The 18557-nt window shown below is 62.4% G+C and carries 24 protein-coding genes, 1 other RNA gene and 1 pseudogene; 17 read left to right on the forward strand and 9 right to left on the reverse strand.

Annotation, left to right across the window (positions count from 1 at the left end):
• Positions 1–20: 20 nt before the first annotated feature.
• From ACGYLY_RS06975 to ACGYLY_RS06985, 3 genes are all read right to left on the reverse strand, one after another.
• Entirely contained in the window at positions 21–440 is a 420-nt protein-coding gene (locus tag ACGYLY_RS06975; protein WP_395282349.1) for a hypothetical protein, read from the reverse strand.
• Positions 441–604: 164 nt separating this feature from the next.
• Positions 605–1585, reverse strand: a complete 981-nt coding sequence (locus ACGYLY_RS06980) for a PLP-dependent cysteine synthase family protein (protein WP_395282348.1) — start codon at positions 1583–1585, stop codon at positions 605–607.
• Positions 1586–1642: 57 nt separating this feature from the next.
• Positions 1643–1939, reverse strand: a complete 297-nt coding sequence (locus tag ACGYLY_RS06985) for a DUF5798 family protein (RefSeq protein ID WP_231183669.1) — start codon at positions 1937–1939, stop codon at positions 1643–1645.
• 81 nt (positions 1940–2020) lie between these two features.
• On the opposite strand from ACGYLY_RS06985, the gene ACGYLY_RS06990 reads away from it, so the two are divergent.
• The 3 genes from ACGYLY_RS06990 to ffs all read left to right on the forward strand — a co-directional run bounded on the left by ACGYLY_RS06990 (position 2021) and on the right by ffs (position 3219).
• Positions 2021–2419: a hypothetical protein gene (locus tag ACGYLY_RS06990; protein WP_395282347.1), complete on the forward strand. Its 399-nt coding sequence runs from the start codon at positions 2021–2023 to the stop codon at positions 2417–2419.
• A gap of 154 nt (positions 2420–2573) precedes the next feature.
• Entirely contained in the window at positions 2574–2834 is a 261-nt protein-coding gene (locus tag ACGYLY_RS06995; protein ID WP_395282346.1) for a DUF5658 family protein, read from the forward strand.
• A gap of 73 nt (positions 2835–2907) precedes the next feature.
• Positions 2908–3219, forward strand: an RNA gene (ffs, locus tag ACGYLY_RS07000) — signal recognition particle sRNA.
• Positions 3220–3292: 73 nt separating this feature from the next.
• Here the strand turns inward: ffs and ACGYLY_RS07005 are convergent.
• From ACGYLY_RS07005 to ACGYLY_RS07015, 3 genes are all read right to left on the reverse strand, one after another.
• Positions 3293–4195 carry a succinylglutamate desuccinylase/aspartoacylase family protein gene (locus ACGYLY_RS07005; protein ID WP_395282345.1) on the reverse strand — a complete coding sequence of 301 codons (903 nt, stop codon included), beginning with the start codon at positions 4193–4195 and terminating at the stop codon, positions 3293–3295.
• A 73-nt stretch (positions 4196–4268) separates the two neighbouring features.
• Positions 4269–5150: a mechanosensitive ion channel family protein gene (locus ACGYLY_RS07010; protein WP_395282344.1), complete on the reverse strand. Its 882-nt coding sequence runs from the start codon at positions 5148–5150 to the stop codon at positions 4269–4271.
• Positions 5150–5395 carry a YhbY family RNA-binding protein gene (locus tag ACGYLY_RS07015; protein ID WP_395282343.1) on the reverse strand — a complete coding sequence of 82 codons (246 nt, stop codon included), beginning with the start codon at positions 5393–5395 and terminating at the stop codon, positions 5150–5152. The genes ACGYLY_RS07010 and ACGYLY_RS07015 overlap by 1 nt, the downstream gene beginning before the upstream one ends.
• Positions 5396–5529: 134 nt before the next feature.
• On the opposite strand from ACGYLY_RS07015, the gene ACGYLY_RS07020 reads away from it, so the two are divergent.
• Positions 5530–6693 (forward strand): NAD(P)/FAD-dependent oxidoreductase, encoded by a 1164-nt coding sequence (locus ACGYLY_RS07020; RefSeq protein ID WP_395282342.1) that lies wholly within the window; start codon positions 5530–5532, stop codon positions 6691–6693.
• A gap of 82 nt (positions 6694–6775) precedes the next feature.
• Here ACGYLY_RS07020 and ACGYLY_RS07025 read toward each other — a convergent pair whose 3' ends face one another.
• A complete protein-coding gene (locus tag ACGYLY_RS07025; protein WP_395282341.1) occupies positions 6776–7507 on the reverse strand; it encodes a fumarylacetoacetate hydrolase family protein in 732 nt (243 codons plus the stop codon).
• A 105-nt stretch (positions 7508–7612) separates the two neighbouring features.
• Between ACGYLY_RS07025 and ACGYLY_RS07030 the strand changes: the two genes are divergently transcribed.
• From ACGYLY_RS07030 to ACGYLY_RS07045, 4 genes are all read left to right on the forward strand, one after another.
• Complete coding sequence (locus ACGYLY_RS07030; RefSeq protein ID WP_395282340.1) at positions 7613–8338, forward strand: metal-dependent hydrolase; 726 nt, start codon at positions 7613–7615, stop codon at positions 8336–8338.
• A 678-nt stretch (positions 8339–9016) separates the two neighbouring features.
• Positions 9017–9409 carry an OsmC family protein gene (locus ACGYLY_RS07035; RefSeq protein WP_395282339.1) on the forward strand — a complete coding sequence of 131 codons (393 nt, stop codon included), beginning with the start codon at positions 9017–9019 and terminating at the stop codon, positions 9407–9409.
• A 58-nt stretch (positions 9410–9467) separates the two neighbouring features.
• Positions 9468–9644: an HVO_2753 family zinc finger protein gene (locus ACGYLY_RS07040; protein ID WP_007978781.1), complete on the forward strand. Its 177-nt coding sequence runs from the start codon at positions 9468–9470 to the stop codon at positions 9642–9644.
• 2 nt (positions 9645–9646) lie between these two features.
• Entirely contained in the window at positions 9647–9913 is a 267-nt protein-coding gene (locus ACGYLY_RS07045) for an elongation factor 1-beta (RefSeq protein WP_231183682.1), read from the forward strand.
• Positions 9914–9940: 27 nt separating this feature from the next.
• Here the strand turns inward: ACGYLY_RS07045 and ACGYLY_RS07050 are convergent, their stop codons facing one another.
• Complete coding sequence (locus ACGYLY_RS07050; RefSeq protein ID WP_395282338.1) at positions 9941–10603, reverse strand: MBL fold metallo-hydrolase; 663 nt, start codon at positions 10601–10603, stop codon at positions 9941–9943.
• Positions 10604–10680: 77 nt separating this feature from the next.
• On the reverse strand, positions 10681–11847 hold the full coding sequence (locus ACGYLY_RS07055) for a cystathionine gamma-synthase (protein ID WP_395282337.1): 1167 nt from the start codon (positions 11845–11847) through the stop codon (positions 10681–10683).
• A 53-nt stretch (positions 11848–11900) separates the two neighbouring features.
• Between ACGYLY_RS07055 and ACGYLY_RS07060 the strand changes: the two are divergent.
• From ACGYLY_RS07060 to ACGYLY_RS07100, 9 genes and pseudogenes are all read left to right on the forward strand, one after another.
• Positions 11901–12191: pseudogene (locus tag ACGYLY_RS07060) on the forward strand (aldo/keto reductase); the annotation flags it as partial.
• A 61-nt stretch (positions 12192–12252) separates the two neighbouring features.
• On the forward strand, positions 12253–12543 hold the full coding sequence (locus ACGYLY_RS07065) for a 50S ribosomal protein L21e (protein ID WP_231183685.1): 291 nt from the start codon (positions 12253–12255) through the stop codon (positions 12541–12543).
• Positions 12544–12546: 3 nt separating this feature from the next.
• Entirely contained in the window at positions 12547–12903 is a 357-nt protein-coding gene (locus tag ACGYLY_RS07070) for an RNA polymerase Rpb4 family protein (RefSeq protein WP_231183686.1), read from the forward strand.
• A gap of 43 nt (positions 12904–12946) precedes the next feature.
• On the forward strand, positions 12947–13519 hold the full coding sequence (locus ACGYLY_RS07075) for a DUF655 domain-containing protein (protein ID WP_395282336.1): 573 nt from the start codon (positions 12947–12949) through the stop codon (positions 13517–13519).
• Positions 13520–13632: 113 nt separating this feature from the next.
• The gene (locus tag ACGYLY_RS07080; protein ID WP_395282335.1) at positions 13633–14517 is read left to right on the forward strand and encodes a 16S ribosomal RNA methyltransferase A; all 885 of its coding nucleotides are present in this window, start codon (positions 13633–13635) and stop codon (positions 14515–14517) included.
• Positions 14517–15725 (forward strand): mechanosensitive ion channel family protein, encoded by a 1209-nt coding sequence (locus ACGYLY_RS07085; protein ID WP_395282334.1) that lies wholly within the window; start codon positions 14517–14519, stop codon positions 15723–15725. Before ACGYLY_RS07080 ends, ACGYLY_RS07085 begins: the two co-directional genes overlap by 1 nt.
• Positions 15722–16297: a HemK2/MTQ2 family protein methyltransferase gene (locus ACGYLY_RS07090; RefSeq protein ID WP_395282333.1), complete on the forward strand. Its 576-nt coding sequence runs from the start codon at positions 15722–15724 to the stop codon at positions 16295–16297. Before ACGYLY_RS07085 ends, ACGYLY_RS07090 begins: the two co-directional genes overlap by 4 nt.
• 63 nt (positions 16298–16360) lie before the next feature.
• Positions 16361–17356 carry a 5-methyltetrahydropteroyltriglutamate--homocysteine methyltransferase gene (locus ACGYLY_RS07095; protein ID WP_395282332.1) on the forward strand — a complete coding sequence of 332 codons (996 nt, stop codon included), beginning with the start codon at positions 16361–16363 and terminating at the stop codon, positions 17354–17356.
• Positions 17353–18480 (forward strand): methionine synthase, encoded by a 1128-nt coding sequence (locus ACGYLY_RS07100; RefSeq protein WP_395282331.1) that lies wholly within the window; start codon positions 17353–17355, stop codon positions 18478–18480. The genes ACGYLY_RS07095 and ACGYLY_RS07100 overlap by 4 nt, the downstream gene beginning before the upstream one ends.
• Positions 18481–18557: the final 77 nt, after the last annotated feature.

The raw sequence follows: 18557 nt of genomic DNA on the forward strand, positions 1-18557 counted from the left end.
CGGCGGCGAGCGAACCGGTCCTACTCCATCCCCATCCCTTCCGCACCGATGCGGATCTCTTCTGCCCGCTTCCGAACCGTCGCGACGTATCGTTCTATCTCCGGGGGCGTTTTGCCGTAGAACGACGCGACCCAATTGAGATCGGTGTACGGTTGCGTGAGGAAGTACGCCGAAAGCGTATCCCGACCCGCCTGTATTATTTCCGGCGGGACGCCGCGTTCACCGGTCCCCGCCTCCTCGAACCCGTTCACGTCGAAGTACACGTCGGCGTACAGTTCCGCCAACTCGGGATCCTCGAACCGAACCCCCTCGTGGTTCGGCGCTTCGAATCGGTAGCGGGGGCTTCCCTCCTCCGATGGTATCGTGACGATTCGGACTCCCAGTATGTACTCCTTATACACCGCCTTTGCGGGAGCGGTATTTCGGTCGGTCTGTGACATGGATAGTTGCCCGTGGCAGTGCGACCGCCACCGAAACCGGCGGTCGTCAGCCTCGGATGTAGAGGCCCTTGCGGAGCGTCGATTAGTAGTTTGATAATTTCACTATATATCGCTCCGTATTATCGGTACGCACCGCCGGTACTTCGGAGAAAGAGTTCGCGCGGCTATCCGTCCCACTCCGTGAACGAGCGATAGATTCCCTTGGAGAGGTAGCGCTCGCTGGAGTCGGGGAAGACGGTGACGACCGCATTGCCCGGCGCGTCTATCTCGCCGTTTCGAATCTGTTCCGCGACCTGTCGGGCCGCGATGCTCGCCGCACCGGCCGAGGAACCGACGAGGTGTCCTTCCTCGCGTGCGAGGCGTTTGAGTTCGTCGTGAGCGGTTTCGTCCGGTACTTGGATGATTTCGTCCACGAGGTCCGGTTCGAACAGTTCGTTGGTCGTGGGGTCGTGCGTCCCGATTCCTTCGATTTTGTACTCCTCTTCGGGCACGTCGGCCCCCTTCGTCGTGGAGTAGAGCGACCCTTCCGGTTCGACGGCGGCGACGTAGGTGTCCGGGTGCTGGTCGCGGGCGTACTTCGCCATTCCCATCAGGGTGCCCGCGGTGCCACATCCCGCGACGACAGCACCGATGTCGCCGTCCAACGCCTCGTAGAGTTCCGGTCCCGTCGTTTCGTAATGTGCCTCGACGTTCAGCGGGTTGGCGAACTGCTGTGGCACGACCGCGTTCTCCGTCTCCTCCGCGAGTCGGTGAGCGCGTTCGATCGCGCCACCCATCCCGTCCGACGTGGGCGTGTTGATGACTTCCGCGCCGAGCGCGGCCATGAGCTGTTGTTTCTCCTTGCTGAACCGCTCGGGGACGACGAACACGGCGTTCACGCCGAGTTGGCCCGCCGCGACGGCGAAGCCGATACCCGTGTTTCCGGCGGTCGGTTCGATGACCGTCCCACCGGGACGGAGTTCGCCGCTGTCGAGCATCGCCTCTATCATGTACTTCCCGATGCGGTCCTTCACGCTCGCGCCGGGATTGAACGACTCCAACTTCGCATACACTGGAACGTCGTCGGGCGCGGCTTGAACACGGACGAGCGGGGTTTGCCCCACCGTGTCGAGGACCGAGTCGAGCGGTTCCCGATGTGTCGTCATGTCGCAAAAATTGACGGGAGGGCTGTTAGTCGTTGTTATGTCTTCCGACTCGGTAACTCACGAACTCGCTTCGACCGTCTCGTCGGTCGTTTCGTCGGAATCGCCGGCCGTCTCGTCGGATTCGACGTCGGCGAGCACTTCGTCGATGTCGATTCCTTCCTCGCGCGCCAGCGCCTCGATGAGCGCCTTCTGGTGTGCGTTTTCGGCTTCCAGTCGTTCGACGCGCTCGTTCGTCGTCTCCAGCGTGTCGCGCATTTCGACCAACTGTTCGCGCATCTCGTTCAGTTTAGCGTACAGTTTCTCCGCGGTGTCGGCCACTTTCTGAATCTTCTTTGCCGTGCTTCCAAGTCCCATACACCCCCGTTCGTTCCCGAGTAATGTGGGTTTTCCGACTCAAGCGGGACGCTTAACTCGGCTGCGTGGCTGGATACGCGCATGAGCAAGGCGCTAAAAGCAGGTATGGTGTCGTGTCTGGCCGTCGTCGCCCTCGTTTCCCTCCCCTATTTCCTCGCCCCAGCGGTCGCAGTGAGCGTCTACTACGACACCATTCCGGTCCCCGTCGAACTGATCGACGTTCTCCTCTCGCTCGTCGCGTTCATCGCGTTCGGATCCGCGCTTCGGGGGCGGTCGGACCCCGCGACGGTTGCGGGCGTTACCGTCGTTCTCGGTGGTTTTCTGGTCGGTATCACGCTCTGGTGGGCGCTCGTAACACCGGCTTCGACGTTGGTCGAGGCCGCACGCATGGATTCGTTGAACGGCTACCAGTGGGTGTTGTTCCTTGTGACGATTGGCGTCCCCACAAGCGCGGGTTGGTACGCCCGAACCGTCCTATAGTCTCTTCCTTGGTACCCACAGCGAAGTGTTACTCCGTGACAGTGGGCCTATAACAAAGTGACATGGCGATGCAGGTGGTTTCGTGTCGTCGAACGCTTTCCCCCGACTATGGTCGCACGTCTCTCCTCCGTTACTGGTAGCCGTGCTAGGGGTGATGCTCGGCGACGTGATAACGACCGGCATCGGTCTCGAACTCGGACTGAACGAGGGGAACCCGTTCGTGGCCCACCTCCTCGCCGAGATGGGTATCGTGGGATTGCTTCTTCTCAAAGGGGTCACCGTCGTCCTCCTCGTCGTCCTCTCGGGGTGGACACAGCGGTCCCGTCGGACGTTTCGGCTCGGGAGCATCGTCTATCTTGTCGTCGGCCTGCTCGTCGTCGCGTCGAACGTGATGGCCATCGCCACCGTCGGGTGAACGTCGAACGGAAATCGAACCCGCGATGCGATTACGAACCCGAAAGGCCCTTAAGTCGGAGTGGAGTAGAAGGAAGTGGACTAGGTTGGGCAGTTAGGCCCTGCTCTCCGCCCGCGCTATGGTCTTGAGCGGGAACCGAACTCCGGGCACGTCCGGTCAGACCGGGTCGGGCCCCGAAAGCCAACGCAGAAGCCTCGTCCGACGGGGCCAGCGGTCTGTGGCGAACACTCGCAGGAGTGTGCCGTCGCAGTTAGTCGGTGGCAATCCGTCAGGCACGGAAGTGAGCAGCGGACCGCCGAACAGCTGTCGCTCGTCGGATCGCGGGGTGGAGGAGGCAACCGGGATTCCCCGGCCCGGAACGCCGGGCAACCCCGGCCGTCCACATTCATACCGCATTCTCATCGTCGAGTCGAAACGCCGTCTCGAATCGAGCGGCCGCATCGGCCCGACACCGAACCTCACCCGTCCAGCCGTGACGACCGGATGTTCCACGAGTCGAGCATGCTATCGACGAACACCCGCGTCCAGTGGGCGCGTTTTTCGGGTTTCACGTCGTCCTGCGTGACCTCGAAGAGACACGACGGCACGTCGCGGTCCACTCGCATCTTGTTGACGAGCATGGGTTCGGCGGCGTACTTCGTCTCGCTGACCGGCGTGTGAACGAAGTCGTAGATCGGGTCGTAGCCGGTGACGTATCCGTCGTTCAGTCGCTCGACCGCCGTCTCCACGGTCCGGACGATTTCGTCGTGCTTCGAGCGAAACACGTTCTGTCCGACGCCCTCGTCTCCCTCCCGTCGCAAAATTCCCTTCGAACTGTGGAGGTCGATGAACACGTCCGGGTCGTACTCGCCGATGGCGTTCCAGATGGCGGTCGCGAGCGCGTTTTTCGGCGGTTCGCCGATGGGAAATTGCCTGTTCAAATCCATTCCGGGCGGCCACTTCCGCCGCTGGTGTTCGATCCCCTGACTGTTCGCCTCGGGGAGGACGACGAGCGTTCCGGCGTCGATGTCCCACTTCCTGATGGCATCGGCGGCCCAATATCCGCTCTCCTCGTTACCGTGCATGCCGCCCTCCACGAACGCTGTCGGGCCGGGTTTCCTGGAACGAATCTCGTAGATGGTCGTTTCCTGTTCCATCCCGTCCCGTATCGTCGTGGTCGAGACGCCCCCTTTTCCGTTCGATGTGGTCGTCTCCACTCCGTCCGTCGAAGTCGCTTCGGGCGCTTCTCCCCCCGATTCCTCCGTGGTTTCGGCGTTTGCCGCCGCATCCGAACCGCTTCCGGCGCAGCCCGCGAGGAAAACAGCACTACCGGTCAAAACCGACCCGACGGTCGAAAGGAACGCTCTTCGACTCCCATCCATGGTAAAACCGTAGCGGTACCCCTACTTCAATGCTGTTTCAGAATTGTTGAAACGAATACCCGTAATTCAGGTGTTAGTCGTCCGTCAGGACCGCCATTTCGGACGGGTTCGAAATCTCGATGCCACCCGCGAGGTTTCGGTAGGGGTACGGAATGTCGATTCCTTCCTCGTCGAAGCGTTCTTTGACCGCGGTGACGTACTCGCCGCGCGTCTTCACGAAGTCCCCACGCGCCGGGTCGGCTATCCAGAAACGGGATTTGAGACCGACCGAGGAGTCGCCGAGTTCGGTGAGTCGAACCGACGGTTCGGGGTTATCGAGGATGTCAGCGTGCCTCTCGGCCTCCTCGATGATGATTTCGGTCGCCCGCTGAATGTCGTCGTCGTAGCCGATGCCGAAGAGGAACTGGATGCGGAGTTTGTCCTTGGCGACGGGGTTCTTGATGACGTCGTCGGTCAGCACCGAGTTCGGCACCGTCAGCATCTCGTTGTCGAAGGTACGAACGCGGGTCACGCGGAGGTCGATGTCTTCCACGATGCCGGAGTAACTGCCGCCGTCCCACTCTATCCAGTCGCCGATTTTGAACGGCTTGTCGGTGAAGATGAACACCCCGGCGACGAAGTTGGCGAGAAGGTCCTGCAACGCGAAACCGACCGCCAACGTCGCCGCAGCACCGACGGTTGCAAACGCGGTCAGGATGTTTCCGTATCCCGCGAAGGCGAACGCTAGCGCCACCGCCGCAAACAGGACGACCAGTTGGGTCACCTTCGTGAGCGGAATTGTGAGGCTCTCGTCGTACTCTTTCCTATTAAGCAGTCGCTTGGCCAATGGGATGACGAAGATGCGGCCGAGCAGGTAGAGAACGACGAACGAGACGACGAAGTAAATCGCCTGTGTTAAGAACATCGCGTAATCCGTACCGACAGCATTCTCAAGACCCGGCAACGGATTTACCATCAGTGGTACACCGCCGTATTTCCGCGTGTCTCGACCAACTGTGCGTTCACCTCGTCAGCGAGTTCCTCCGCGAGTTCGTCGGTGGAGGTGCCGCCGCGGGCCGCCCGCAGGAACTTCACCTTGACGAGTTTCTCGTTTTGCAGTTGATTCTTCAACTCCTCGGTGACGGCACCGATGCCGCTTTTGCCGACCCACACGGTTACGTCCAGGTCGTGTGCCTCCTTTCGCAACTCTTGATTACTCATAAGTAGGGGATAGTTTGGCCCTATTACCTTTAAAGCTTGCAACCAACTCGTACGGTTTCATCGAGGGAGACAATATCTCACACCCGCTTGCGGGTTTCAACACCTTTGTATCGAATGAATCCAGATGGTCGGGTATGACTACGAAGGTCGTCGTGCTCGGTGCTGGCTACGCTGGTGCTGGCGCGATACAGCAACTCGAAGATGAACTCGACGACGCCGACATCACGTGGGTGTCGGACAAGGACTACCATCTGGTCCTGCACGAGTCCCACCGCGTCATCCGCGACCCGCGAGCGCAGGACAAGGTCACGATTCCGATTCACGAGATCAAAGCCCCGAGCACGCGGTTCGTCCAGGACACCGTGACGGGCATCGACACCGACGACCGAACGGTTGAACTCGAAGACGGCTCCGACCTCGACTACGACTACCTCGTCGTCGGACTCGGCAGCAAGACGGCCTACTACGGTATCCCCGGCATGGCGGAGAACGCCCTCACGCTGAAGAGTCTGGACGACGCGCTCGAAATCCACGAGCAGGTCAAGGAGGCCGCCAAGACCGCCTCCCGGAACGACCCCGCGAAGGTCGTCATCGGCGGTGCCGGACTGTCCGGCATCCAGAGCGCCGGTGAAATCGCGGAGTACCGCGACAAGCACCGCGCACCCATCGACATCTACCTCGTCGAGGCACTCGACGAGATCATGCCCGGCATGGACCCCGAACTGCAGGGGACGGTCAAGAAGTACGTCCTCGAAAAGGACATCAACATCCTGACCGGGGACCCGATCACGGAAGCGACCGAGAACGAAATCCAGTTCGACGAGGGCGAACCCCTCGACTACGATGTGTTCGTCTGGACCGGCGGCGTGACGGGCCGCGACGCCATGGACGACTGCGGACTCGACAACCAGCACAACCGCGTCACCGCCGAGTCCGACTTCCAGACCAGCGACGACCGCGTGTTCGCCATCGGCGACTGTGCCATCATCGACCAGGGCGAGAACCCGGCACCGCCCACCGCACAGGCCGCGTGGCAGGCCGCCGAAGTCGTCGGCGAGAACGTCGCCCGCTCCATCTACGGCCAACCGCTCAAAACGTGGACCTTCGACGACAAGGGGACCGTCATCTCCATCGGCGACGAGGCCGTCGCTCACGGCGTCAAAGTCGCCGGCATGGACTTCCCCATCAGCACCTTCAACTCCCGTGCGGCGGAGACGCTGAAGAAGATGATCGCGGCGCGCTGGATCGCCGACATTTCGTCGTACAACCGCGCCGTCAAGGCGTGGAGCGTCCTCTAAGCGCGACCGTCGTTCCGAAAATTCGTCTCCTATCTACCGTTCCCGCTTCTATTGGTTTCCTGCTCCTACGAGTCCCCCGCTTCTACGGGATCCGAACATCGTGTGCGAGCGTTCCGATTCCCTCTATCTCGACTTCGACCGAATCGCCGTCTTCGAGCGGTCCGACCCCCGACGGCGTGCCGGTGATGACGACGTCGCCCGGTTCCAGCGTGAGGTAGGTCGTGATTTCCGCGATGAGTTCCGGGATGGAGAAGATGAACAGGTCGCGCGAGGACTCCTGTCGAACCTCGCCGTTGACGCGGAGTCGGACGCTGGCGTCGTCCGGCACTTCGTCGGGTGTCGCCACGACCGGTCCCAGCGGGCAGGAGTTGTCGAACGCCTTGCCGCGGACCCAGTTCTGCTCCAAATCCTGATCGTCGCGGTTCGAGATGTCGTCGGCACACGTGAAGCCTGCGACGACGTCCATCGCGTCTTCCTCGGCGACGTGGCGACACTGTTCGCCGATGACGACCCCGAGCTCGGCCTCGTGGTCGATTCGCTCCTTTCCGGCGGGAAGCGTGATCGTATCGCCGTGGGACGCGACGGCGTTCGGCGGTTTGAGGAACAGGAGCGGGCGCTCGGGAACGTCCTCGTTTCGCTCGGCCGCGTGTTCCGCGTAGTTTCGGCCCACGCAGACGATTTTCGTCGGCTCCGTCGGCGCGAGAATATCGACCTCCTCAGGGTCGTAGCTGTCGTCCGCAAATAGAAGTTCGCCGTCGTGCCATTCGCCGGTTCGGACCGACCCTGCCGGATCACGGAATCTAACTCGATGCATACGCTGGGTGTCGTATTCCCGCGCCTAAACCGTTCGGACTCCGGTAACACCCCACTCGTCGTCAACATCCTTTAAGGCCGTTTGCGCCCTATCGGAACCCACACCATGGAGCTTACTTGGTACGGACACTCGACATGGCACGTCGCCGTCGGCGACACTGAACTCCTCATCGACCCCTTCTTCGACAACCCGAAGACGGACACGGACCCGGAGGAGTTGGATCCGGATTACGTCCTGCTCACGCACGGACACGCCGATCATATCGCGGACTCGGACCGTTTCCGCGACGCACACTTCGTCGCCACGCCGGAGGTCATCGGCTACGTGACGGACGAGTACGGCATCGAGGACGGCACCGGGATGAACATGGGTGGGACCTTCGAAGCCGAGGACGCCTACGTCACGATGGTCCGCGCGGACCACACCAACGGCCTCGACACGGGCTACGGCGCGTCCGGCGGCATGCCCGCCGGCTTCGTCATCAGCGACACGAAGCCCACCCAAGTCTCCGACGAGGACAGCGAGACGTTCTACCACGCGGGAGACACCTCGTTGATGACCGAGATGCGCGACGTCATCGGCCCGTTCCTCGAACCCGACGCCGTCGCGATTCCCATCGGCGACCATTACACCATGGGACCGTGGCAGGCCGCCATCGCGGTGGATTGGCTGGACGCCGACTACGCGTTCCCGATGCACTACGACACGTTCCCGGCCATCGAGCAGGACCCCGAGGACTTCGTGCGCGAAGTCGACGCCACCGGCAACGACGCCGAGGTCCACGTCTTGGAGGGCGGCGAGACGTTCGACCTTTCCGACCAACTCTGGTAACGGGAATCGAACGCAGACGGGACAGTTTTTCGTTTTCTTCGGCGAGTTCGAGTCGGTGATAGGCTGCGAACAGACGCGATTACCAGTTTTACGATTTCAGGAACTACGAAGAAGGCCCAGAAAGCCCCCGCGAGGAACGAGCGGGGAGCTGAAAGACGGAGTCTTTCAAAAATCCACCCAGACACGGCAACCGTCCCGCCACTGCACCGCGTGCTCTCGGTTACACCGCTCACCCAGAGGTTTCTTCGAAACCTCGCTGGCCGAACCGCCCCACCAGCGCGCGCCACTCTGAAAACCAGTGGTGCGCGGTACCGACCAATCGCCATGGCGCGTGCGTCAGCAGGTCCGAGGATTTCACATCCGAGGGCTGCTGGCAAGCGCGAGGGACGACTGAGCGCATGCGAAGGAGTCGGCTGGGGAGGCGTGTGGTCTGTGCGGTGCGGTGGCGTGGCGGTTTCATTGACGTCTGTATTTGGGGTCACGGCAATACCAACCACGGGTCGCGAACGAGTAAGCAGGCCTTTCGAGGTTTCCTTCTCGGCTGTTACATTCCCAACCGTATCGAGCCGATCCCGGCCGACTCGTCGCAACTATCTTCCACGGTTCTACACGTTCACTCCGACAATCCCGACCGGAAGAACAAACCTTAGGAGTGTCGCGGATAAGGTGACAACTGCAATGCCAGAAGTCACTACCACGTCGGAAGAGGGATACAGCGCAGAGAACGACATTCGCGACTTCTCCGTCACCATCGACGCGACGGGCGAGGACGCCCCGGACACGCTCGAAACACTGCTGGCCGCGTACGGTTCGTGCTACGTTCCCGCCCTCCGCGTGGGTGGCGAACAGCGCGGTGCTGGCGACCTCGGCAAAATCGAAATCGACGTGACCGGCGACCTGAACGACGACGACAAACTCGAAGCCGTCGCGTTCGACATCAAGTGGGAAACCGAGACGGACGACGAGACGGCACAGGACGTCATCGACCGCGCCTTCGAACTCTGCAAGGTTCACGACGCGGTGAAGGCGGACCTGCACGCCGACACGACCGTCGAGACGGGCGCGTTCTAACGCCCTCCTCGAACCCCGAAAGGGAAGCGTTAAAAGTCGCGCGGCGGAACGTGGGTGTATGAGTCAGACCCAAAAACAAGCGCGAAAATGCGTCTCGTGCGGGATCAATATCTCCGGCACGAACGCCGCGTCGTTCAAGTGCCCCGACTGTGGGCAGACCATCTACCGCTGTGCGAAGTGCCGAAAACAGAGCAACCTCTACGAGTGCCCCGACTGTGGGTTCCTCGGACCGTAATCATGGGAAAAGTAGCAGCCAAAGTCAAAGTGATGCCGCAGAGCCCGGAAATCGACTTGGACGACCTCCAAGAGAAACTCGAAGATTCGCTCCCCGAGGGTGCGAAAATCAACGGCTTCGAACGCGACGACGTCGCGTTCGGTCTCGTTGCGCTCCTGCCGACGGTCATCGTCCCCGACGATGCCGGTGGCACGGAAGCCGTCGAGGAGTCGTTCTCGAACGTCGACGGCGTCGAGAGCGTCGAAGTGCAGAACGTCGGTCGGATATAACTCCGCGGTTTCGTTTTCGGTCCGCGCTTACTCCGTGAGCGACTGGTACGTCGCCCCGACGTCGGCGTCTTCGACGAATCCGCCGTGATAGCAGAGGACGTGATTCGCGTCGAAGGCGGCGAGTTTGCCGACGGAATCGACCGCTCGCTCCATCTCGGGCGTGAACTCCTCGTTCGGGCCGACGAGTCCGTCCTCGTCGGCGACGGTGGCGTCGGCGGCGATAAGGAGGTCCGCTTCGGGCAACACGACCGAGAGGTGGCCCGGCGTGTGACCCGGCGTTTCGACGATACGCATCGGTCCGGCCTCGGTTCGGAAGGTGACGCCGTCGACCACCTGTACGTCGACCGAAACGGGCGGGTAGCGGTTCGACTTGACGAGTTCCTCGTCGCCCTCGATGGCGGGCGTGTCCCCCGTCGAAGCGACGACGGTGGCGTCGGTTCGGGAGAGGAGGTCCTCGGCCCCGCCCGCGTGGTCGCCGTCCTGATGGGTCAGAAGCAGCGTTTCCACGTCGTCCAACGTGAAGTCGTGTTCGGCGAGCGCGTCGGCCAAGTCGTCTATTTGGCCGGGAAAGCCCGCGTCGAGGAGAATCAGTCCGTCCTCGGTTTCGACGCCCGCGGGGTTGATGACAGCTTCGTGGTCGCCGCGCTCGAAGGTCAGTGGAAACGCGTACACGTGGTCGCTTAGTTCCATGGGGAACGCTACGGGTTTCAACGGGGTGTACTATTCGGCTCCGGAATTCGGTTCCGGGAGTTGAACCCCGTCTCGGTTCAGTGCAGCGCGGCGTCGAACGCCTGCTGAAGGTCCGCTTTCAGGTCATCGACGTGTTCGATGCCGATGCTGGCGCGGATGAGGCCGTCGGTGAGTCCGGCGGCCAGTCGCTCTTCTTTCGGAATGGCGGCGTGGGTCATCGTCGCGGGTTGCTCGATGAGCGATTCGACGCCGCCGAGGCTTTCAGCGAGGGTGAACACCTCCGTCTCGCTCACCACGTCGGCGGCCTCTTCGAGCGAGGCGTCGAGTTCGAAACTGACCATGCCGCCGAAGTCGGTCATCTGCTCGGCCGCGAGTTCGTGGTTCGGGTGTGATTCCAAACCGGGATAGTACACGGTGTCCACGGCTTCGTGTTCGTCCAACCATTCCGCGATGTCGCGGGCGTTGTCGCAGTGGCGGTCCATCCGCACGCCGAGCGTTTTCGTCCCGCGCAGGACGAGGAAACTGTCGTGCGGGCCGGGGGTCGCGCCGACGCTGTTCTGGTAGAAGCCGATTCGCTCGTCCAAGTCGGCGTCGTCCGTGACCAGCGCGCCGCCGACCACGTCCGAGTGACCGCCGAGGTACTTCGTCAGGGAGTGGGACACGATGTCCGCGCCGATTTCGAGCGGACGCTGGAGATACGGCGTTGCGAAGGTGTTGTCCACCGCACACAGCGCATCCGCTTCCGCCGCGATATCGACCATCGCGGCGATGTCCACGATGTTGAGGAGCGGGTTCGTCGGCGTCTCGACCCAGAGCAGTTCGGTGTTCTCGCGCACCGCGTCGGACACCTCGCTCGGGTCGGTCATGTCCACGAAGGAGAACTCGATATCGTAGTCGGCGTACACCTGCGTGAAGATTCGGTGGGTGCCGCCGTACACGTCCTCGCTGGCGATGACGTGGTCGCCCGAAGAGAGGAGGTTGAGCACGGTGTTGATGGACCCCATTCCGCTGGAGAAGGCGCGGCCGTACTCGCCCCCTTCGAGGCTGGCGAGGTTCGCTTCGAGGTCGGTTCGCGTCGGGTTGCCCGTGCGGGAGTACTCGTAGCCGCGGTGGTCGCCCGGCCCGTCCTGCACGTACGTCGAGTTGGCGTAAATCGGCGTCATCAGCGCGCCCGTCTCCTCGTCGGGTTCCTGTCCGGCGTGGATGGAACGCGTTTCGAACTCGAAATCGTCGCTGTCGGTCATGCGCGAGGGGACGAACCCGAGAAGGGTTATCCTTTCGTCTCGCGGTCGGAACGAAGAGGCACGTACCGGGCGACGTGTCGGACGGAGAGGCTCACGAGGCGGTTCGCGCTGCCATCGACGCGGGAATCACGTTCCTCGTATCGGCCGACGTGTACGGCGACGGACGAAGCGAGCGGGCCATTGCGGCCTCGCTCCCGCCGCGAACGGACGCGAGGATAGAGCGCGTCGAGGAAATCCACGAGGAGCACGTGGCGGACGCGGTCCACCAGCGGTGGTGGCGCGATTTGCCTCCCCGCGACGTGACGTTTCGGCCGGATCCGTGCGAAACCGACCCGCGGCGGTGAACGCTCGGCGATGAGGAACGTATCTTTTATAACCGTCACTGAACAAGAGCGTCATACGACTATGCCGAGCTCGAACGGACCGTACAACACCACCCGAGAGAAACTGTCGAACAATCCCCGCGACCGTGGCACCTCGCCACCACAGCGTGCAGTCCAGCAGTACGAGAACGGACAGAAAGTCCACCTCAAAATCGACCCGAGCGTCCGCAAAGGTCGCTTCCACCCGCGATTCAACGGCCGAACGGGTGAGGTCGTCGGTCAGCAGGGCAAAGCGTACAAAGTCATCATCAACGACGGCGGCAAGGAAAAGACGCTCATCACCCAGCCCGCACACCTCCGCGCACAGAAGTAAGTCATGACCATCTTCAAGGAAAAGCTCGACGAGGAGTATCTCACGACGCCGGAGGCGAAGGAACTCCTCGCGGACATCGAACGCGAACGCGCGCTCGACGAGGACCGCGAGATGCCCTACAACCTCTCCCGTGCCATCGAGCATGTCAACCGATTCGCCGTCCTCGATGCCGAGGAGTCGCGCGAACTGGTCGAGGAACTGCTCGAACTCGAAAAAGTGAACGGCGCGACGGCGTACAAAATTGCCGACCTCCTGCCCCAGGACCGCGACGAACTGCGGGCGATTTACGCTCAGGAGCGGTTTACCCTCTCGGGCGACGAGCTAGACGAGATACTGAACGTCGTGGCGAAGTACGAGTAACTTCACCGATTCTTTAAGTTGCTCGTCGCCGTATTTGGTTGCAATGAGTGAATCCGAGACTGACAGCGAAGCGTCGGCTGTTGTACTCGACTTCCTGCCGAACGGTCGTGCGGAGGACGACCGTCCCCAGTACCAGAAGGAACCGCTCGCGTACGTCTTGACGGAATCCGATTTCCATCTGCTCGAACTCACGCTCGAACAGGAAGCGAGCGTCGGTATCGGCGACAGCATTCCCATCGAACCGCCCGCCGCCCGCGAGAACGTGACCAACGTTCGAGAGGTCGCATACGGCGACCTCACGTCCGCGGCGCAATCGGAACTCGAACACGCCGTCACGGACGTCGTGAACCGTCACGAGCGCCGATTCGTCGACTTCTACAACGACGCCCAACCGATAACCCTCCGACTCCACCAGTTGAACCTCCTTCCCGGTATCGGGAAGAAACTGCGCAATCACGTCCTCGAAACGCGAAAGCGAAAGCCGTTCGAGAGCTTCGACGACCTCGAAGACCGCGTTTCGGGGCTTCACAACCCGAAGGACGTGCTCGTGGATCGAATCCTCGAAGAGATACGCGAGGACGATTTGAAGTATCGGACGTTCGTTCGCTACGACTGACGCGTGCGCTCGGTCGTTTTCGCTTGCTTTCCGTTTCCACCCGAAGAGTGCCGACTAACGTCGGTCGGAACTCGGTGGGTTTACGCCGCTCGCACCGATAGAGGGGGGCAACGATGGAACGCTCGCCACCCGAGGAACCCGGTACGCGGGACCCCGACGCGCTGATTCGCCGTGCAGGCGCACGGGCCGACCCGAATCGCGACCAGCACTTCCTCGTGGACGACCGCGTCGTGGATAGAATACCGACGTACGCCGACGGCTGGAACCTCGAACACGTCCTCGAAATCGGCGGCGGACCGGGCGTTCTGACCGACCGCTTGCTCGCGGTCGCGGACCGCGTGACGGTCATCGAACGCGACCCGACGTTCGCGGAGTTCATCCAGCGGGAGTTTCGGGCGGAGCGCGACGCGGGTCGCCTGACGGTCGTGGAGGGCGACGCGTTGTCGGTCGAACTCCCCGACTTGTCGGCCTGTATCGCCAACCTTCCATATGGGATTTCGAGCGAAATCGCGTTTCGACTCCTCCCGCTCGGAAAACCGATGCTCCTCATGTTCCAAAAGGAGTTCGCCGAACGCATGGCCGCGGAGGCCGGGAGCGACGACTACGGCCGACTCTCCGTGACGGCACAACACTACGCCGACGTGAGCGTTGTGGAGACGGTGCCACGGGAGGCGTTCGCGCCGCAACCCGAGGTCGAGAGCGCAATCGTGAGGACGATTCCCCGGGAACCGGAGTACGAGGTGGACGACGAGGAATTCTTCCTCGACTTCGTGAAAGCGGTGTTCACCCAGCGTCGGAAGACGATTCGAAACGGGATTCGGAACACGGCCCACATCTCGGGACTGGACGACCCGGACGCCGTCGTCGATGCACTCGAATCGCCCGATGACGACGTGTTGGACGAGGACATCCTCCGGAAGCGCGCCGGGAAGGTGTCTCCCGTGGAGTTCGCCGCGATGGCACGGGTCGCCGACGAGTACGGACGGGGTGGTGGTTGATGGGAGGACTGCCGCTCGCCCAAACGGAGGGATGGTTCAGGCAAATCGGCCGACTCAGTTGGTTCGACATGCGACTGTTCACCACCGCGTTCGTCGTTCTCGCGGTCTTCGCTTTTCTCGCAGTCGCATGGTACGCCCGTCCGCGGTTGCAAGAGCGGGTGCCGAACGCGCTGGCGAACGTCATCACCGTCGCCTTCGCCTGCTTCTTCCTGTTGCTCGCGGCCACGACGCTCGCGTTCACGTGGAAACTGATCAACGCCGCAGTCATCACTACGGCGGACTTTGGCGTCGAAATGGCGACGGCCCTCCAAGTCGGGTCGTCAGCTGCGTTGCTCGCAACTGCGTACGTCGTCGCTGGATTCATCCGGCAAGGAATCCAGCGGCTGGTCCGGGGACGCGAGGCGCTTTCGAAACACCAGACGCAGGTGATGGTCCGCGTCGCGCAGGTCTGCGTGTACGTGGTCGCGTTCACCGCCGTCCTCGGAGTTTGGGAGGTCGATATCACCGGCCTCCTCGTCGGTGCGGGGTTCCTGGGAATCGTGGTCGGTATGGCCGCCCGACAGACGCTCGGGTCGCTATTGGCGGGATTCATGCTGATGTTCGCCCGTCCGTTCGAAATCGGCGACTGGGTGATAATCGAGGAGGAGGAAGGAATCGTGACGGACATCTCCATCGTCAACACGCGAATCCAGACGTTTGACGGCGAGTACGTGATGATTCCGAACGATATGGTCGGCGGGAGCACCATCATCAACCGCAGTCGGAAGGGCCGGTTGCGGTTGGAAGTGGACGTCGGCGTCGATTACGACGCGGACGTCGAACGGGCCGCCGACCTGGCGAAGGAGGTGATGAGCGAACAGGACGACGTGTTGGCCGTGCCGTCGCCCCAGGTTGTCTCGAAGGAGTTCGGCGATTCGGCCATCGTCCTCGGCCTTCGCTTCTGGATAGACAAGCCGAGCGCGCGCCGGAAGTGGCGGGCGAAGACGGCGGTCATCAACGAGGTAAAGGAAGCCTTCGACAGCGAGGGAATCAAGATTCCGTACCCGCAGCGCGAACTCTCCGGTCGCGCGGAGACGAACGGCTTTCAGGTCGCCGGGCAACGCGAGCGAGTGCGTGAGCGCAACCCGACGGCCGACGGCGGGGAAACGACCGACGACGGCGCGACCGATGGCGGTACGGAACCGACCGACGGAGGAGAGAACGAATGACGGACCTCGCGGAACGACGTGGCACGGAAACGAAGGTGTACCAACCGGCTGAGGACTCACACCTCCTCGCCGAAACGGCGGCGGCAGAGATAGCGCGGGACGAGTTGGTTCTCGAAGTCGGAACGGGGTCGGGGTACGTCTCGGAGTACGTGGCCGGGGAAACCGGTGCCCGTGTCGTGGGGGCGGACGTAAATCCATACGCCTGCGAGCGCGCACGCGAGCGCGGCGTCGAGGCGGTGCGAGCGGATTTGGTGTCCCCGTTCCGCGACGGGGCGTTCGACGCGGTGGTGTTCAATCCGCCGTATCTGCCGACCGACCCCGATGAAGAGCGGGACGATTGGATGGAGCGTGCCCTGTCCGGTGGCGAATCGGGGCGTGAAGTCATCAACCCGTTCCTCGATGCGGTCGGTCGGGTCCTCGCGCCGGACGGTCGGGTTTTCCTCCTCGTCAGCAGTCTCTCCGGCGTCGAAGAGGTCGTCTCGCGGGCGGGCGAGAACGGGTTCAGCGCCGTCGCGCTCCGCGACGAGTCGTTCCCGTTCGAGACGCTGACGATACTGAAACTCCTCCGATGATTATCCGCGGTTATTTTCCCGAACGGAAAATATTAAACGCCGGCATATCTTAGCCCTGGGTACATGACTGAGCGAATCGCCACGACGACGGGGTTGTTCCCGCTCCCCGATTGGGCGAAGGACGACCTCTCGGACCTGAAAGGCCACCAGAAACACGACCTCATCTCGGGCGACGAAGGACCCGAGTTGACCGCGGTGTACGACGACGCTCGTTCGGAAGTCATCGCGGTCCAGCAGGACGCCGGACTCGACCGAATCGTCGAAGGACAACTGCGCTGGGACGACATGCTCGCCCATCCGCTGACGGTCCACGACGCCGTCGAAACGGGCGGTATCGTGCGGTACTACGACAACAACAACTTCTACCGTGACCCGGTCGTCGTGGACGAACTCGGTTTCGACGGCGACGTAGCCGGTGAACTGGAATCCGCCGCCGAACTCGCCACCGACGTACAGGCCGTCCTCCCCGGCCCGTACTCGCTCGCCGACCTCGCCACCGACGAGTACTACGGCGACGACGAGGAGTTCCTCGCCGCCGTCGCGGAGTTCCTCGCGGGGGAAGTCGACGCGTTCCCGAGCGTCGAAACCCTGTTCCTCCTCGAACCCTCGCTCGTGGTGAACCCGCCGGAGGACGGCGAGGACGCCCGCGCCAGCGAGGCCATCGACGCGGTTGCGAACGCGACGGACGCCGACGTGGTGGTTCAGCCCTACTTCGGGTCGCTCACCGAGAAGGTTCACGCACACGTCCTCGACGCCGACATCGACGCGCTCGGGTACGACCTCGTGACGGACCACGAGGGCTGTCTCTCCAACATCAACGAGTTCGGGACGACTGATTCGGTGTCGCTCGGACTGGTCGACGGACAGAACACGCTGGTTGAATCGCCGGAAACCGTCGCCGAGCGGGTCGACTGGTTCGAGGAGAACACGCCGGTCAACGGGTTCGAGAAGGAGTATCTGACGACGAACACGGAACCGTTCTACCTGCCGTACAACAAGTTCGAGGAGAAAATTGCCGTCCTCGGCGAGGCCGCGCGGTTGGAGGAGGTGCAAATATGAGTGGCGAGTCGCCACGCGACTCGAAAAACGAGCGGGGAGGAACGACCCGCGAGTCGCGGAACGATGCTCGAAACCAATTCAAGCCCGACGACCACGACAACGACCACTTCATCCTGACGACCATCGTCGGAAGCTATCCCAAGCCGAAGTGGGTGGACCGCTCGCGAGAACTCTACGAGGACTCGGACGCCGACTTCGACGAAGACGCGTGGGAGGAGGCACAGATCGACGCGTCGCGTCTCATCACCGAGGAGCACGAACGCGCCGGATTAGACGTCGTCGTGGACGGCGAGATGCGGCGCAACGAGATGGTCGAGTACTTCGCCCACCGAATCTCGGGCTACGAGTTCAACGGTCCGGTGAAGGTGTGGGGACACAACTACTTCGACAAACCAAGCGTCGTCACGGAAGTCGAGTACGACGACACGTGGCTCGTCGACGAGTACGAGTTCACGAGCGAGGTGGCCGAACGCCCGGTCAAGGTTCCCATCACCGGCCCCTACACGCTGGCGAGTTGGAGCTTCAACGAGGCCTACGACGACGAGGAGTCGTTGGCCTACGACCTCGCGGACCTCGTGAACGAGGAGATAGAGAAACTGGTCGATTCGGGCGCGCGCTACATCCAAATCGACGAACCGGCGCTGGCGACGACCCCGGACGACCACGCCATCGTCGGCGAGTGTCTGGAACGCATCGCGGACGGCATCCCGGAGGACGTCTACCTCGGTTTGCACGTCTGTTACGGCGACTACTCGCGCATCTACCCCGAGATGCTCGACTACCCGGTGGACGAGTTCGACCTCGAACTCGCCAACGGCGACTACGACCAACTCGACGTGTTCCGCGACCCCGAGTTCACCGCGAACCTCGCGCTCGGCGTCACCGACGCCCACACCGCCGAAGTCGAGAGCGTCGAGGAGATAAAGGAGAACATCCAGAAAGGGCTGGAAATCGTCCCGCCGGAACAACTGACCGTCAGCCCCGACTGCGGCCTGAAACTCCTCCCGCGCGAGGTCGCGTACGGCAAGATGGCGAACATGGTGCAGGCGGCGCGCGAAGTCGAAGCCGAACTCGACTCCGGCGAAATCGACGTCTCCGCGTCGCCCGTCTCGGCCGACGACTGACGACCGAACACCCGTTTCGAAGCCGATCCGCGGTTCGATTTTACTCGCGTTTCCGTTCTGCCTCCTCGAAAAAAGTG

This window comes from Haladaptatus sp. CMAA 1909 (assembly GCF_043952005.1).
GTDB lineage: Archaea > Halobacteriota > Halobacteria > Halobacteriales > Haladaptataceae > Haladaptatus.

Coding starts and splice junctions, on each gene's coding strand:
- ACGYLY_RS07055 (WP_395282337.1), bottom strand. CDS start 11,847: ATGACCGACAGCGACGATTTCGAGTTCGAAACGCGTTCCATCCACGCC.
- ACGYLY_RS07020 (WP_395282342.1), top strand. CDS start 5,530: ATGACTACGAAGGTCGTCGTGCTCGGTGCTGGCTACGCTGGTGCTGGC.
- ACGYLY_RS07085 (WP_395282334.1), top strand. CDS start 14,517: ATGGGAGGACTGCCGCTCGCCCAAACGGAGGGATGGTTCAGGCAAATC.
- ACGYLY_RS07015 (WP_395282343.1), bottom strand. CDS start 5,395: ATGAGTAATCAAGAGTTGCGAAAGGAGGCACACGACCTGGACGTAACC.
- ACGYLY_RS07045 (WP_231183682.1), top strand. CDS start 9,647: ATGGGAAAAGTAGCAGCCAAAGTCAAAGTGATGCCGCAGAGCCCGGAA.
- ACGYLY_RS07100 (WP_395282331.1), top strand. CDS start 17,353: ATGAGTGGCGAGTCGCCACGCGACTCGAAAAACGAGCGGGGAGGAACG.
- ACGYLY_RS06995 (WP_395282346.1), top strand. CDS start 2,574: ATGCTCGGCGACGTGATAACGACCGGCATCGGTCTCGAACTCGGACTG.
- ACGYLY_RS07080 (WP_395282335.1), top strand. CDS start 13,633: ATGGAACGCTCGCCACCCGAGGAACCCGGTACGCGGGACCCCGACGCG.
- ACGYLY_RS07030 (WP_395282340.1), top strand. CDS start 7,613: ATGGAGCTTACTTGGTACGGACACTCGACATGGCACGTCGCCGTCGGC.
- ACGYLY_RS07075 (WP_395282336.1), top strand. CDS start 12,947: ATGAGTGAATCCGAGACTGACAGCGAAGCGTCGGCTGTTGTACTCGAC.
- ACGYLY_RS07070 (WP_231183686.1), top strand. CDS start 12,547: ATGACCATCTTCAAGGAAAAGCTCGACGAGGAGTATCTCACGACGCCG.
- ACGYLY_RS07035 (WP_395282339.1), top strand. CDS start 9,017: ATGCCAGAAGTCACTACCACGTCGGAAGAGGGATACAGCGCAGAGAAC.
- ACGYLY_RS06990 (WP_395282347.1), top strand. CDS start 2,021: ATGAGCAAGGCGCTAAAAGCAGGTATGGTGTCGTGTCTGGCCGTCGTC.
- ACGYLY_RS06975 (WP_395282349.1), bottom strand. CDS start 440: ATGTCACAGACCGACCGAAATACCGCTCCCGCAAAGGCGGTGTATAAG.
- ACGYLY_RS07065 (WP_231183685.1), top strand. CDS start 12,253: ATGCCGAGCTCGAACGGACCGTACAACACCACCCGAGAGAAACTGTCG.
- ACGYLY_RS06980 (WP_395282348.1), bottom strand. CDS start 1,585: ATGACGACACATCGGGAACCGCTCGACTCGGTCCTCGACACGGTGGGG.
- ACGYLY_RS07025 (WP_395282341.1), bottom strand. CDS start 7,507: ATGCATCGAGTTAGATTCCGTGATCCGGCAGGGTCGGTCCGAACCGGC.
- ACGYLY_RS07095 (WP_395282332.1), top strand. CDS start 16,361: ATGACTGAGCGAATCGCCACGACGACGGGGTTGTTCCCGCTCCCCGAT.
- ACGYLY_RS06985 (WP_231183669.1), bottom strand. CDS start 1,939: ATGGGACTTGGAAGCACGGCAAAGAAGATTCAGAAAGTGGCCGACACC.
- ACGYLY_RS07090 (WP_395282333.1), top strand. CDS start 15,722: ATGACGGACCTCGCGGAACGACGTGGCACGGAAACGAAGGTGTACCAA.
- ACGYLY_RS07005 (WP_395282345.1), bottom strand. CDS start 4,195: ATGGATGGGAGTCGAAGAGCGTTCCTTTCGACCGTCGGGTCGGTTTTG.
- ACGYLY_RS07050 (WP_395282338.1), bottom strand. CDS start 10,603: ATGGAACTAAGCGACCACGTGTACGCGTTTCCACTGACCTTCGAGCGC.
- ACGYLY_RS07040 (WP_007978781.1), top strand. CDS start 9,468: ATGAGTCAGACCCAAAAACAAGCGCGAAAATGCGTCTCGTGCGGGATC.
- ACGYLY_RS07010 (WP_395282344.1), bottom strand. CDS start 5,150: ATGGTAAATCCGTTGCCGGGTCTTGAGAATGCTGTCGGTACGGATTAC.